The sequence below is a fragment of the Spirillospora sp. NPDC000708 genome (assembly GCF_040299565.1).
Taxonomy (GTDB): Bacteria; Actinomycetota; Actinomycetes; order Streptosporangiales; family Streptosporangiaceae; genus Spirillospora.
This window is the reverse complement of sequence record NZ_JBEPCJ010000012.1, coordinates 59,962-75,144: the sequence shown is the minus strand read 5'-3', so window position 1 is coordinate 75,144 and position 15,183 is coordinate 59,962. Positions and strand designations below refer to the sequence as shown.

Annotated in this window: 10 protein-coding genes; 7 read left to right on the top strand and 3 right to left on the bottom strand. The window is 66.6% G+C overall.

Annotated elements, in window-relative coordinates; all coding sequences use genetic code 11:
* Positions 1-121: 121 nt before the first annotated feature.
* On the bottom strand, positions 122-658 hold the full coding sequence (locus ABT299_RS11545) for a hypothetical protein (RefSeq protein WP_500250610.1): 537 nt from the start codon (positions 656-658) through the stop codon (positions 122-124).
* A 461-nt stretch (positions 659-1,119) separates the two neighbouring features.
* The gene (locus ABT299_RS11540) at positions 1,120-1,407 is read right to left on the bottom strand and encodes a hypothetical protein (protein WP_500250609.1); all 288 of its coding nucleotides are present in this window, start codon (positions 1,405-1,407) and stop codon (positions 1,120-1,122) included.
* Between the two features lie 4,296 nt (positions 1,408-5,703).
* Here ABT299_RS11540 and cas3 point away from each other — a divergent pair.
* The 7 genes from cas3 (at position 5,704) to ABT299_RS11505 (ending at position 14,003) form a co-directional block, all read left to right on the top strand.
* Positions 5,704-8,412 (top strand): CRISPR-associated helicase Cas3', encoded by a 2,709-nt coding sequence (gene cas3, locus ABT299_RS11535; protein ID WP_500250608.1) that lies wholly within the window; start codon positions 5,704-5,706, stop codon positions 8,410-8,412.
* Positions 8,413-8,449: 37 nt separating this feature from the next.
* A complete protein-coding gene (gene casA / locus ABT299_RS11530) occupies positions 8,450-10,090 on the top strand; it encodes a type I-E CRISPR-associated protein Cse1/CasA (protein WP_500250607.1) in 1,641 nt (546 codons plus the stop codon).
* Positions 10,087-10,725 (top strand): type I-E CRISPR-associated protein Cse2/CasB, encoded by a 639-nt coding sequence (gene casB, locus ABT299_RS11525; RefSeq protein WP_500250606.1) that lies wholly within the window; start codon positions 10,087-10,089, stop codon positions 10,723-10,725. Before casA ends, casB begins: the two co-directional genes overlap by 4 nt.
* Before the next feature lie 11 nt (positions 10,726-10,736).
* On the top strand, positions 10,737-11,882 hold the full coding sequence (gene cas7e, locus ABT299_RS11520; protein WP_500250605.1) for a type I-E CRISPR-associated protein Cas7/Cse4/CasC: 1,146 nt from the start codon (positions 10,737-10,739) through the stop codon (positions 11,880-11,882).
* Positions 11,879-12,619, top strand: coding sequence for a type I-E CRISPR-associated protein Cas5/CasD (cas5e, locus tag ABT299_RS11515; RefSeq protein ID WP_500250604.1), 741 nt, complete (start codon positions 11,879-11,881; stop codon positions 12,617-12,619). The genes cas7e and cas5e overlap by 4 nt, the downstream gene beginning before the upstream one ends.
* Positions 12,620-12,626: 7 nt before the next feature.
* Positions 12,627-13,319, top strand: coding sequence for a type I-E CRISPR-associated protein Cas6/Cse3/CasE (cas6e, locus tag ABT299_RS11510; protein WP_500250603.1), 693 nt, complete (start codon positions 12,627-12,629; stop codon positions 13,317-13,319).
* 195 nt (positions 13,320-13,514) lie between these two features.
* Entirely contained in the window at positions 13,515-14,003 is a 489-nt protein-coding gene (locus ABT299_RS11505) for a transposase (RefSeq protein ID WP_500250711.1), read from the top strand.
* On the opposite strand, the gene ABT299_RS11500 is transcribed toward ABT299_RS11505, so the two are convergent.
* Positions 14,000-15,157: an IS30 family transposase gene (locus tag ABT299_RS11500; RefSeq protein WP_500250710.1), complete on the bottom strand. Its 1,158-nt coding sequence runs from the start codon at positions 15,155-15,157 to the stop codon at positions 14,000-14,002. The genes ABT299_RS11505 and ABT299_RS11500 overlap by 4 nt on opposite strands.
* Between the last annotated feature and the right edge of the window lie 26 nt (positions 15,158-15,183).

Below are 15,183 nucleotides of genomic sequence, written 5' to 3'. Positions count from 1 at the left end.
GGTCCGCCGATGGCCATGTGCTGTCGACGGACCCTGCCGACGCGTCGATCGCTCATTTCTGCTAACTCGCCGCGGATGCATGATAGGCTCTCGACCAAGAATGCTCGAGACGATCGGACCGTCACACTATCAATGCGAGCGACACATGACAAATGACGATGTTCCGAGTTCCGGGATTTTCCGGACGGAAATAGCCCTGCACGTAGGCTCCGGGACGGGTGAGTTCGGCGACCAATTTTATGATCCCATCAATCCAAGTATTCCCGATTCTGCAAGTGCTGGCATTCTCCGAGCAGTACTTGGCTACGCCATTTTTTCTGTTGGCACTCATGTGGGGAACGTCAACCTGGTCTATGTTGCGTCTCCTCGCGATCCGGGCGCAGATTTCGCTCCATTTGAGGATGTCGTCGAACTTAGTTACGAGTCGCCATCGGGCCGCGTTTGGATCACTGGCGGAGGAGACACGGTCCACAATCTCCCTGATCTGCCCGCAGGCGCCGGAGATTACCGCTTGAGGTTTCACGCAAGCGGTCTTGACATCGAGCGAAGTGTAGGCGGCGAGGAACACTACCTTTTGCAAGTTTGGCCGGAACCCCCGAGAGCGCCGCTCGCGAGGAAGATCACCAGCGAGGCAGCCGCCTTTAAGTTGCGACACCATCCGCTCTCTTCCTAGTCCTGTCCCCCGCCTTCGCCGCAAGCGGTATTTATTGGCGTGACGCACTGGCCAGCAGCCCCTCGTCAACGGGGCCCCAATCAGGTGTCCGCTGGTTCTCCCGGTGGGGCAGCCAGGTCGCCATGCCGCCGCCGTGGCTGGCCAGATGCTCGCGCAACGCCTGCTCGTCATGGTGGAACGCGGCGCCCACCGCTGGCGCCGCACCAGGTCCGCAGCGTGCAAACGCCGGTGCGTGTTCAGCGTCCGAGTGGCTGGACTGCGCGCCCCAGTTCGACAGAAACGGCGACGCGAGCTGTGGGCCTGCATCTCACGCCGCACTCCCGACCGCAGCGCGCTGCGCCAATGCGGAGACGCACCGGTCAACCGGAACGGACGCCGTCGGATCAGCCCCTGGTCAAGCAGGTGGTCTTAGAACAGGTTGATGACCACCGCTTCGCGGTCCCAGATCACGTCATCGACCAGGCGGTCCGCCACCTCGGTCCGCGCCCGGCGGTAGGAGACCAGATCCCCTCGGTCACCGACAGCAGATCAATGCCGCGTCTGACCAGGAACTCCGCCAGCCGTCGGACGGTATAGGCATACGCACGCATCGTCTCTGGCTTTTTGCCCGCATAAGCCGACGCACGGAACCACCCGCACACCGGCTCGATCGGACGCATCCTCTCGTCCAGCAGCACCGGCATCCCATCCGGCAGCGACCGGTAGTCCAGGACCTCCGCAACATCCAGATCCATCCCCCGGGACGGACACACGCGAAAGCTGCATGCGGTTCGCATAGAAGATCTCTTCGCCTCGTCGGACCGAGACATCATGAGAAAGCCCAGGTAACAGAGAGTTAAACCTTCGATCGCCAAACGACGAGTCCTCCTCGCACAGACGCGAGGCCGACGTGACGCCGGCGGAGGTGACACCGTCCCACTGCGGACCCTCCCCGCGGGCGCGGGGCGACGCGCCGATCTGGTTGAGGATCTAGTTCAGCCAGGGAGCATCCCCCGGGCGCGAGGCAGACCGCCCGAGGAGCCCGTAATCCGGAGACACGGGAGGACGATCCCTGCGGGCGCGAGGCCGACGTCTTGTAGCTGGGCGGATAGCCCGTGGGCCCGGGACGATCCTCACGGGCGCGGGACCGACGCCGCAGGAGGTGCCGTGGCCTGGGGTCATCACGGACGATCCCCGCGGGCGCGGGGATGGTCCCTCCGCCGGGTACATGGCGACGCTCGCCCCGCCGTCGGCCCCGCGCCTGCGGGGATGGTCCCGTCGAGGACGCGTATCGCAGCGTCCAAAGAACCCTTGACAAACGAGAAGAGGGAATCTCCGCTATGACCTAAACGCGGACGTCTCGCCTTCTCAACGGCGCGAGAAGTACTCAGTCTTCCGACAGCCATGACTGCGAGGCATCCAGTTGACATCAGCAGCGACCCATCGCCGGTACCAGTCGGCGCCCGATCGGTGGCGATCGCAAAATCTACTCCTGACCAAAGCGCTGACCCGCAAGCATCGGGCCACGCATGCACGTTTTTCGGTTTGACCGGTCAAATGAGGCACGTGCGCAACGAGAACCAGATGCAGAGCGCACGCGGCTAACCTTGGTCGGACGCGACCACAACGACCGCTTCCCCAGCAGTGCGAGCGCCACCGCCCGGGTTCGCCTCGACAGCCAACCCGCATCCGGACGCCCTTCGTTGTACCTTCGATCGCCAACGACGAGTCCTCCTCGCACAGGCGCGAGGCCGACGTGACGCCGGCGGAGCTGACGCCGGTCTCACTGCGGACCATCCCCGCAAACGCGGAGCCGACGGAAAGCGCGGCACGGTCGACACCCGATAGGACGGACCATCCCTGCGGCGCGGGGCCGACGTCTCCGCTGCAGGCGCCGCGTGGCCTCCCACGGACTATCCCCGCGCGGGGCTGACCTCTCGGTGGTCATCGCCCGGTCTCCTCGCGCGGACGATCCCCGCGTGCGCGGGACTGACTACAACGACAACGACACCCCGGCAACGGACCCTGGACAATCCCCGCGGGCGCGGGGCAGACCGGACCTGGGCGAGGGACACCCCTTCGGGTGCCGGACGATCCCCGCGGGCGCGGGGCAGACGTCGTGCTGACCGTGGTCTTCCACTTGCCGTTCGGACGATCCCCGCGGGTGCGGGGCAGACGCGGTGATGGCGGCTCGCGCCTGGTCTAACCCGGGACGATCCCCGCGGGCGCGGGGCAGACCGACGCTCAGTGACGCCCCCCGGTTTACATCGAGGACGATCCCCGCGGGCGCGGGGCAGACCGAAGGCGTCGGGCGAGTGGAACATCGGGAGTAGGACGATCCCCGCGGGCGCGGGGCAGACGCTACCCGGCCCGCGTAACCGCCGGTCAGCGCGGGACGATCCCCGCGGGCGCGGGGCAGACTCATAGACGCGCTCCATCGTGGGGGGCCTTGGGGGGACGATCCCCGCGGGCGCGGGGCAGACTTGGTGACGCGGATGGCGAAGTGGGTCCACACGGGACGATCCCCGCGGGCGCGGGGCAGACCGCTGAGCGGCGTGCTACGGATCGACGTGGCGAGGACGATCCCCGCGGGCGCGGGGCAGACGACGGCGTCGTGGTGGTACGCCAGACCATGTCGGGACGATCCCCGCGGGTGCGGGGCCAGGCTCGATCACCATCGTCGATCAGTGGTCTGACTTCGGACGATCCCCGCTGGCGCGGGGCAGACATCCGGCCCGAACAGGTCGTGGTCTGCGGCACCGGACGATCCCCGCGGGCGTGGGGCAGACGGCGTCTCCATGTCGTTCCTGGACCCGATGGAGGGATGATCCCCGCGGGCGCGGGGCAGACGAGCAGGGCGAGCGGATCTATCGCAAGCTCGGAGGACGATCCCCGCGGGCGCGGGGCAGACTTGATGGACATGTAGGTGATGATCAGCGAGACGGGACGATCCCCGCGGGCGCAGGGCAGACCCCGGGGCGACGATCAGGTGGGAGAGTGTCCCAGGACGACCCCCGCGTGCGCGGGGCTGACCAGGGACCTTATGGGACCGTTCCTGTCTACTGGGGGCGATCCCGCGTGCGCGGGCTGACAGCTCCTCCTTCGCCGCCTGCGCCCACTCGGCGGGACGATCCCCGCGTGCGCGGGGCAGACGTCGGAGCGTAGTGATTGACGAAAGTGTCAATGGGACGATCCCCGCGGGCGCGGGGCAGACGCCAGCACCGGCAGGACGTCCGGCTCGAGCTCGGGACGATCCCCGCGGGCGCGGGCAGACCAACCGTCCATAGTGGACGCGAACTCTTCGTTCGGACGATCCCCGCGGGCGCGGGGCAGACGCGTTGTTGCCGGACGCCCACTTCCGCACCGTGGGACGATCCCCGCGGGCGCGGGGCAGACGTGTGCGGCGCCTGAATCACGTACCCGGGCTTGGGACGATCCCCGCCGGCCCAGGGCAGACCGCCTGCGAGTTGCCCGTAGCGTTCCCGGTTCTGGACGATCCCCGGTGGCGCGGGGCAGACGGCTCACGGGGATGTTCGGGGCGTCGTGCACGCGGACGATCCCCGCGGGCGCGAGGCAGACGGGGAGTCGTCGCCGAGAGCGCGGGCCGCGCTCGGACGATCCCCGCGGGCGCGAGGCAGACCGCAGCAGGCGGGCGATCCGCTCGGTGTCGAAGGGACGATCCCCGCGGGCGCGGGGCCGAGGCGTTCGAGCCAGCGATGACCGACAGCACGGTCGGACGATCCCCGCGGGCGCGGGGCTGAGGTGGAGGCGTCCCGCAGGAGCGAGTCCTACGGGGAACGATTCCCGCGGGCGCGGAACAGAGGACGCGTCGCCGCCGTACCCGGACGCGAACGCCGGACGATCCACGCGGGCGCGGGGCCGAGCGCATCCGATACAACACGCTGTGGCCGAAGCTGGGACGATCCCCGCGTGCGTGGGGCTGACGTCTTGGTGATGTTTGGGAACCAGACGTGGTACGGACGATCCCCGCAGGCGCGGAGCAGACGTCCCCGAGGAGGCGCAGCTGACCAGCTGCGGCGGACGATCCCAGCGGGCGCGGGGCCGACACCTACAACTTGCCCAACTACGTGGGTGAGCTAGGACCATCCCCGCGGACGCGGAGCCGACATGTCTTCCCGTGCGTACGCGGCCGCCGCCGTGGGACCATCCGCGCAGGCGCGCGGGACCGACGCCGGACAGGTCGAACATCAGGCCGAGGTCGTGGGGCCATCTCCGTAGGCGCGGGCCGACTGAGTTCCGGGAAGGCGTGCGGCACGCCGTCGAGAAGCATCCCCGCGGCCGCAGGGCCGGCGGCCTGAGCCTCGTCGTCATCGCCGCCTCCGCGCGTGAAGATCTTCTTGCGAGTCCGGTCGAAGCCTTGGCGGCTCCTTTGTCTGTGGGTTCTGTGGAGCGATAGGAGGTTCTTCCTCCATGATGGAGGCGCTCTCCCGCCCATAGGCGGGAGAGCGGGGGCTCCGTCGGCCTTCGACGAGGTTTGCATGCCAGCCGTCACATAAAGAGGCGGCGGAGCCCCTCCCAGCACAGTCGCGTGCCCAGGGCGATCAGGATCGCCCTTATCGACTCACGCCAGAATCCGGTACTACCCAGCAGCTTTGGCCGCTCAGAGATCAATAACTTCCAGTTGATCTTACTCGGCGACTCTCGATCAGGCACACGTCTCCCCTCGCTTTGCATCGCTGTGCGCGAAGCACTCAAGAGGTGTTTACCGCACCTAGATGACGTCCGTCAGGCGGACGACCGACTGCGCATGAGTGGCGACATCGACCGACGCATGCCGATACGCTCAACAAGTTGGAGTTGGCGCCGACCTCACTTCCGACGTCAAGTCGATCATCAGTTTTTTCGCCACGCTTCGCTTATGCGGAGATTGTCCGTTGTTGAGCGTTTCGGTGGACACCTGCCCCGCTCCCGCGGGGATCGAAGGCAGTGATTTTGGATCTTGCCGACCAGTAAAGGTGACTGCTGAGACCCGGCCGAATTTTGTCGGTGGCCGGCTGTACAACGAAGGCGGCCGTCTAAGGGGGGTCTTCATGGAGTTGTCGGACGCGGCGTCTGCCGTGTGGGGTAAGACCGGGCAAGCCAGTAGAAAGAAGTCAGTCCCGGCCCTGGCGTGGCATCCGCTGGTCTCCCACCTTGTCGACACAGGCAATGTGGCCAGGTGGTTGTGGCGGGAGTTCTTGCCGCAGCCCCTGAAGTCCCAGCTTAGCGATCTGGTTCCGGGCGGGGAGGCAGAGGCCGGGCGCCTTGTCTGCTGGCTGGCAGCGCTCCACGACCTTGGCAAGGCCTCGGACTTCCAGTCCAAGTCCGCGTGGCACGCTCGGCTTGGGCGTCGAGCCGGGTTGCCGTTCTCCGAGCGGACACGGACCCCGCACTCGTTGGTGTCGGCCTACTCGTTGCGGCAGTTGCTAGCTACAGCGGGGTGGGACGAGGCGGACTGGCCGGCGCTCGTACTTGCTGGTCACCATGGCGTCTTTCCTGGTCCCCTGTGGCGGGAGGTCGCCGAACGGGCGCTGGCTTATGAGCATCCAGGGTGGGCCGGGGTCCGGCAGGAGTTGTTCCAGGCGGTTTCCGCTCATCTGAGTGCCGAGCCGGCGGCGTGGAGGCAGGTGCACCCGCCTGTACCAGTACAGATGGGCGTCGCTGGGGTTGTCATCCTGGCGGACTGGTTGGCCAGCACCGAGGCCCTGTACGGCTACCGAGCGCCGTTCGCGGACGACTACCCGCAGGATTCCTTGGCGACGGCGGCACGGACGAACGATGTGATCGGGTTGCGGGATGTCTGGCGGCCGGATCCGGACCTGGCTGGGGTCGAGCCATCGGTATTCTTCGCCGCGCGGTGGCCGGACATCAGCGAGCCCCGCGAGGTTCAAGCAAAAGCGCTTCAGGAGGCACAACGGGCCGAGGGACCCGAGTTGGTGATCATTGAGGCGCCGATGGGAGTGGGCAAGACCGAAGCGGCCCTCGCAGCGGCGGAGGTCCTGGCGGTTCGGTCCAAGGCCCATGGAGTCTTCGTTGGTCTGCCGACACAGGCTACGTCAAACCAGATGTTCAGCCGGGTGACCGAGTGGCTGGCAGGGCAGGCCGGTCAGACAACGGTTGTTCTAGCGCACGGCAAGGCGGCTCGCCAGGAGGAGTATCGGCAGCTGCTTCTGAACGGCGTCGGAGTCGATGAGGGCGATGGCGGGATCAGCGCCTCGCAGTGGTTGTCGGGCGGCAAGAAACGGCTCTTGGCCCCGGTGGTGGTGGGCACGGTCGACCAGGTGCTGTTGGCGGGAGTGGCAGCGCGGCATGTGGCTCTGCGGATGCTCGGATTGATCGGCAAAGTGGTGATCATCGATGAGGTTCATGCGTACGACGCTTACATGTCGGTCATCTTGCGGCGCGTACTGTCGTGGCTCGGCGCGTTGCAAGTACCGGTGGTCTTGTTGTCGGCGACGCTGCCGCAACGGACACGCCGGGAACTCCTGGCTGCCTATTCAGGTGAAGCTGTCGAGTCAGCAGCGAAGAGGCATTATCCGCAAATCACCCGTGTCCGTCACGGCGCGTCCAGACTACGAGTGATGCCAGCACGATCCGCTGACGTTATCTCTGCACAGTTGAAGTTTCTTGATGAACCGGGTGAGGCCCCTGGCCCCGTTGTCAACGCGATCACGGAGTTGCTAGTCGCTGGCGGCAGCGCCTTGATCATCCGCAACACGGTCGGGCGAGCGCAACGAACCTGGCAGGCGCTGACAGATAAGTTCGGCTCAAGAGCGGTCACCTTGGCCCACTCCCGGTTCACAGTTGCGGATCGTCGGGCTCGTGACGAACTTTTGATCAACGAGTTCGGTCCGAAGCGGAAAGCTCAGCCCAGCGCCCGTGTGGTCGTGGCTACGCAGGTGGCGGAGCAATCCCTGGACGTCGACTTCGATGTCGGCATCAGCGATCTGGCGCCGGTGGACCTGCTGCTGCAACGGCTTGGACGAGTGCATCGTCACCGCAGAAACCACCGGCCTGAGCCTCTGCGAGAACCTCGCCTGCTGGTGGCGGGCTGCGCGTGGGTGCCAGATGGGCCACCGCGGCTGCCGTTCGGCAGCGCGCTGGTCTATGGCGAGCATCTGCTGTGGCGGACGGCGGCGGCGCTGCGCCGCCACGAGCTGGTGAACATCCCCAAGGACATCCCCACCCTGATCGAGAAGGTATATGGAGACAAGCCGATAGGCCCAAGCTCCTGGCAGCGTGACCTCCAGCGTGCCGCCGAGGATCACCAGGACACCTTGGCGTCGATGGAACTCGCGGCACGCCAGATCATCCTGCCGCCTCCCGACTGCGACTCCCTGACCGCTATCGGCAGTATCGGCGATGCCCGGGATGAGGACGATCCGGAGGTTCAGGCCACCGTGCGCCTCGGGGCCCGCGCCATCGAGGTCATCCTGCTGCAGGTACCCGAATCCCAACGGGACGCCAAAGTGCCCGAGCACGCTTTCCCAGTCTCTGCGGCGAGCGAACGGTCGCTCATTCCGCTGCGGCGCCGTCCCACGTCCAAGCAGATCGACACGATCCTGGACCAGGCCATCCGGCTTCCGCAGCAACTGACCGACGCGGCCCTGAACCAGAGTTTCACTCCGGCGGCCTGGCGCACGACGCCTTGGCTGGCGCGGGCACGGGTGCTGCTGCTACCGCCCGGAGAACCGCTCCGCATGGCCGACCGCCAGATCAGCTACAGCCCCGACACTGGATTGGAGGTCACCCGTGCCTGATATCTCGACCGGCACGCCCCCGCGAACATCTTCACTGTTGACGTTCAACCTCGTGGACGATCCGTGGCTCCCGTGCCTGCTGATCGATGGCACTGCCACGTCCCTTTCGCTGAGGCAAGCTCTCCTTCGCGCCCACGAGATCCAGGATCTGGCGCTTGACACCGCTACCCAGTACCCGCCGATCCTGCGGTTGATGCTGGCGGTGATCCACCGCGCCGCCTGGAACGGGCCCCACCCTGGCCCCCGCTCCGCCAAGGAATGGATCCTGCTGTGGGAGCAGGGACATCTGCCCGCAGACCCGATCAGCCGCTACCTCAATGACGTCCGTCACCGGTTCGACCTGTTCCATCCGCAGACGCCCTTCGGGCAGGTCGCCGGACTGCGCAGCAGCAACGACGAAACCAAGACGATCGCGTTGGCCATCCCGTTTCTGGCCGCCGGCAACAACGCACCCATATTCTCCTCGGTCCGCGACCAGGAGCCGCCATCGCTGACTCCGGCCGAGGCTGCACGCTGGCTGCTGCACGCACTCGCATGGGACACCGCTGCCATCAAAACGGCCGCAGCCGGCGACCCCAAGGCCAAGGCGGGCAAGACGACCGGTAACCCGACCGGTCCCCTCGGCCAGCTAGGCGTACTCATACCGACAGGGACGACGCTCTGGCACACCCTGATGTACAACCTGATGATCTTGGGTAATGACAACAGCGGCTCGGGTGACATGCCGTCCTGGGAACGCCCCCCTGCGGATGCGCGCTGGCGAGAGCACATCCCTGCTGGGCTGCTGGAGCTGTACACCTGGCTCGGACGACGCATCCGCCTCGTCGCCGAAACCACTCTCGACGGGCCGCGGGTCCGGCAGCTTGTCCTATGCGCGGGCGATCGGCTCCGCACTGCCGATCTATACCAGACGGAGCCACACACTGCGTGGCGGCGCAGCATCGCGCAAGAAAAGAAACTGGGACGAACGGTGTTCATGCCGATCGTTCATCAGCCGGGGCGGCAGTTGTGGCGCGGGCTGGGCGCGATCCTCGCCCACCAGTCGGTGACCGACACCGCACCTGACGAGCTGAAGCCTCCCGATGTGCTGGTGCAGCTCCGCAGGCTGGCTAGCGGGCCACTGGCCGGAAAGCTTCTGCTGTTGCGCGCAATCGGCATGACCTACGGCAATCAGAACGCGACCATCGAGGAGACCTATGTCGATGACCTCCCGGTGCCAGTCGCGGTCCTGGGCTTGAACGACCTTCGCTGGGAGAAAGCGGCGCTAGACGGGGTGCGTGATGCCGAGTGCGCCGCTCGCCATCTCGGCACCTTGGCGGCCAACCTCGCCAAGGCCGCAGGGTGCAAGGACGACCGGTTGCTGAACGGTCGCAGAGACAACGCGCGAATGAGTCTGTACGCGACACTGGATCAACGATTTCGCCGTTGGATCGCCACTCTCGACGGCGGCGGCTTGCCCCAGGAGGCCGTCTATCAATGGCGGTCCACGGTCCGGCTCAGGACCCACCAAATCGCCGACGAACTGCTTTGGCGAGTGCCTCCGACGGCGATCCGGGGGCGTCTGGTCAACCTGGCCCGTGACCGCACCGAGTGGCTCGACGCGGCATTGGCCGAGAGCCGCTTTCGCAGGGCACTAAACACCGATCTCCCCCAGCCACCTCAGGAGGCCGACTCGTGACATCGCCCACCTCAGCCCCACGACCTCGCTGGCAGGACGAACTGGCGGCCGTTCTGGAGAACTTCGTGGTCCACCGGAACCATGTCGTCGACTTCGACCGGGCCGGGCTGGCGGCCTGCCGGCGAGGGCTGAGCAAGAAGCCGATGGACGTCCCCGCCATGTTCCAGTACATCGCTCCGGTGAGCCTGGCGGTTCCCCCGCACTGGGGCCCACAGGCGCAGGAACATGTGGAGGCCGCTGTCCACTACACGCTGGCCCTGTACGCCTTCCACCAGCAGTCACAAGACCAACGGATGCACCACGCCTCCGGCAACCGACGCGGAACCAGCGTCGGCAGGGCCGCTGGGCGCCTGCACCAAGCACTCAAAAGCACCTCCCCCGAGGGAGTGGATCGCCGGTTCCTGGCAGCCGCGACCGCCGACAGCGTCGAAGAAGTGGTCGGCCACCTGCGTGCTCTAGTCCCCCAACTCCGTCAGCACGCCATCCCCTTGGACTACCTCGCGCTCGCCGCCGACCTGGAGAGCTGGCCCGATCCGGAACGCCGCGCACGCATTCGCCGCCGCTGGGGCTTGGACTACCGGTGGGTTCCCAGCATCAAAGAAGACCAAGACGACACCGCAGCAACCGACAGATAGGGGCTTGATCAATGACCTTCCTCGACGTCCACGTCCTGCAGTCCGTACCGCCCTCCAACCTGAACAGAGACGAGTCCGGAAGCCCCAAGACCGCGACCTACGGGGGTGTACTGCGGGCCCGAGTATCCTCCCAGGCCTGGAAACGCGCCGTTCGCGACGCCTTCCTCAACGACCCCGACCGGGCCAAGGACGGTGGCCTGCGCACCCGGCAACTCCCCCGCGTCATCGGCGACGCTGTAACCGCTCGCCGCCCGGCGCTAGGCGCGGTTTCCGACACCATCGGCGCCGCTGCCACACTCGCGCTGTTCAAGAAGGTGAAACTCGCCAAGAACAAGCCGACCACCGAATACCTGCTCTTCCTCGGCCACGACCAGGTCGAACGCGTCGCCGACACGCTGGTCGCCGCCAACTTGGAAGAGGTCGCCGACGACATCGACCTGATGCGCGAACGCATCACCGGTCTCAACCTCCACGAACTCGGTATCACCGGGCACGCCGGCGCCGTCGCGCTCTTCGGCAGGATGATCGCCGATGCGCCCGAGTTGAACGTCGATGCCGCCTGCCAGGTCGCCCACGCCATCTCCACCCACAAGGTCGTCGGCGACCAGTTCGACTACTTCACCGCCGTCGACGATGAATCCCGCCGCCAAGACGAAACCGGCGCGGGAATGATCGGCACCATCGAGTTCAACTCCGCCACCTTGTACCGGTTCGCCACCGTCTCCATGCGAGACCTGATCGCCAACCTCGACGGCGAGGCAGACCGCGCTCTGGACCTCGCCGTGGCATTTACCGAAACCTTCGCCACTGCCATGCCCACCGGCAAACAGAACACCTTCGCCGCCCACACCCGCCCCGACCTGATCATGCTCAGCATCCGCTCTGACCAACCGGTCAGCCTCGTCGGCGCTTTCGAAGAACCGGTACGCGCCCCCGAGGGCGGGATCGTGCCCGCCTCCGTCGCGCAACTGGTCACCTACCACGGTCAGCAGGACCAGATGTACGGCACCAACCCCCTCGCCAGCGCCCTGGTGTACGCCCCCTGGCTCGGGGAGCGGGTCCGCGACGAGAAGCAGATCGAGCTGCCACCCGCCCAGCCCCTCAAGAAGGCACTGGACAACGTCCGCGCCCAGCTCGCCGAACGGATCACAGCATGAAAGTGCTGCTTCTACGGCTGGCAGGCCCCCTGCAGTCCTGGGGCATCGCCAGCCGGCACAACACTCGCAGCACCCGCACCGCCCCCACCAAGTCAGGAGTGGTCGGCCTGCTGGCGTCTGCTCTTGGCCGCCCCCGCGGGGCCGACCTGTCCGACCTCGCGGCACTCGACTTCGGCGTCCGCATCGACCAACCGGGACAACTTCTCGTCGACTACCACACCGTCACCGCCGCCTCTCGCAGCGCGGACCCGGCGCTGCAGCGGATGCCGACCGCCGCAGGCTCCACCCTCCGTCCCCACGAATCAACCAAGGTCACCCGCCGCCACTACATCGCCGACGCCGTCTTCGTAGCCGCCCTACAAGGCCCGCTCACCGGGCAACTGGCCGAGGCGCTGAAGACGCCCCGCCATCCTCTCTACCTCGGACGACGCTCCTGCCCACCCTCCCGCCCGATCTTGATCGGCCACACCGACCGCTATCCAACGGTCGCGGCGGCCCTCGCCCAGCTCGAATGGCAGGCAGGCCCAGCCGAACGGCGCCGCCACCGCAACGAAACCCACGTCACCTGCGAAATCATCATCGACAACCGGCACGGCGACGACTTCTTGACCGACATACCGCTCCCCTCCCCTCCCTTCCAGCGCCGCTTCGGCAAACGCAACGCCGAACACCGGCGAGACCCCATACCCGTGCACCCTCCCACCACCCCTCACGACCCCATGGACCTGCTGGGATGAGCGCCCCATGTATCTGACGCGTGCCTTCCTCAACCCCCGCCGAGCCGGCGCGATCCACCTGCTGGGCAGCCCTCAACGCATGCACGCGGCCGTAATGGCGGGCTTCCCACCCATCCTCGCCCCCGACGACCGCGTTCTATGGCGTCTGGACGCCGAATCCAGCCACAGGGTCTCCCTCTACATCGTCTCCGCTCACCGTCCCGACCTCACACACCTGGTTGAACAGGCCGGATGGCCCCGCTCCGACGTCCCGTCCTGGGCAACGAAGTCCTACGAGCCGCTCCTTCGGCAACTGAAAGCCGGGCAACAGTACGCGTTCCGCCTCACCGCGAATCCCACCTACGTCGAGGCTCGGCGTGGCCAACGCGGAATCCGTCGACCCCATGTCACGGCCGAACAGCAGACCTCGTGGCTCCTCGAGCAATCCACCAAGAAAGGGTTCAATATCCTACCTGCCGCCAATCCACATCCACTTCCCACCGAACAGGCCCATAACCTCCGCCTAGTGGATCGCCACCGGATCAGGTTCGCCAGGGAACGCGGAGAGAACGTAGCCCTCCACCGAGTTACATTCCACGGCTTGCTAGAAGTAGCCGACGAGTCTGCCCTACGAGCAACCCTCACGTACGGCATTGGCCGCGCCCGCGCCTACGGCTGTGGCCTACTCACCCTCGCCCGCCCTGCCACTGCCCATGGCTAAAGCCAAAGTTCTAGCCTTTGAAGTTCCCACTCGCTTCCGACTGACGACCGCATCGCCAGATTGGGGAGTGTCTAATTAACGGCGGATCTGATGATCAAGGAGATGCGTCTGATGACGGAGACCGCCGTGGAGAACGAGCAGGCCGAGCAGGTTCAGGCGCCGTCGAGTGCGGTGTCGGACGAGCAGCTCGTTGCGATGCTGGTTGACCGGGCACGGAACGAGGGGCTGCAGCTGACCGGCGAGGGCGGGCTGTTGCAGCGGCTGACCAAGCGGGTGCTGGAGTCCGCCCTGGAGGGCGAGATCACCGACCACGTCGGCTATGAGAAGCACGATCCGGCCGGGAAGAACAACGGCAACAGCCGCAACGGTACCCGGGCCAAGACCGTGCTGACCGACGTCGGACCCGTCGAGGTGAGGGTGCCCCGCGACACCGCCGGCACCTTCGAGCCGCAGCTGGTCAAGAAGCGGCAACGCCGTCTGACCGGCGTCGATGAGATGGTGCTGTCGCTGTCGGCGAAGGGCCTGACCCACGGGGAGATCTCCGCGCATCTGGCCGAGATCTACGGGGCGGAGGTGTCCAAGCAGACCATCTCCACCATCAACGACAAGGTCATGGACGGCATGGCTGAATGGCAGAACCGTCCGCTCGACCGCGGGCGGTTTCCAGCGATGGTTGCGAACTAGCTGGTCAGAGTTGGTGTGAGCCATTTTCTCATGGCCTCGGTTGGGGTCTTGTCGCCGAGGACGAGCCGGGGCCGATGGTTGAGCTGGCGGGCGACTTCGGCGAGGTCTTGTGCGGTGTGTCGCGACAGGTCGCTGCCCTTGGGGAAGTACTGGCGGAGTAGCCCGTTGGTGTTTTCGTTGGTGCCGCGCTGCCAGGGCGAGTGCGGGTCGCAGAAGTAGATGTCGAAGCCGGTGAGCGCGGCGATGTCCTCGTGCAGGGTCATCTCCCGGCCCTGGTCCCAGGTGAGGGTGAGACGTAGCTCGGTCGGGATGTCGGCGGTCTGCAGGATCAGCCCGTTGCGGACCTGGGGTGCCTTCCACCCGCTGGGCAGGTGGATCAGCCGGGTGTAGCGGGTGACCCGCTCGACCAGGGTGCCGATGGCCGATCCCTGCCCGCGCCCGATGATCAGGTCGCCCTCCCAGTGCCCGACGGTACGGCGCTCGTTGACCTCCAGCGGCCGTTGCGTGATCAGCTTCATGTTCTTGATCTTGCTGGGGTTCGGGACACCGCGGCGTTGCCGTCTGCGCCGCACGCGACCGGTGCGCAGTTTGCCGGCCCGGCGGCCGAGCAGGCCGGCGAACAAGGCGCGGTAGATGCTCTCCGGGCACGTCCGCATCGCCGGGTTGTCAGGGTAGACGCGGGACAGGAATCGGGCGACCTGCTGCGGCGACCATTTGTCCTCGAGCTTGCGGCGGACGAGGGCCCGCAGCGGCTGGTTGGCCTCGATCTTGGTGGCCTTGGGACGTCGACGGCGCAGCAACGCCTGGTTGTGCGCCCAGAACGGTTCGTAGCCGCCGTCGGGCTTGCTGCCCCGCTTGATCTCGCGGTAGACGGTCTGGAAGCTTTTGCCGATGGATGCGGCTATCTCCTTGACGCCGCGTCGGGCGTGCAACCCGTCGGCGATGGTGATCCGGTCGTCCTGGGTCAGGAAGCGCGACGAGACCGGCGGGTCAGCGACGATCATGCTGCCAGCGTCGATGAACCAGTTCGAGCCGCAGCTGGCCGACACGCCGATCACTCGCGCGGCCGCCGCCCCCTTGTACCCCTCCCTCAACAGCTCGAAGTATCGCTTCTTCACCGAAAGCGGCATCTTGTTAGGAGCCCACCGAGGCACCGAACATCCCTCCATCAGGAACGTTC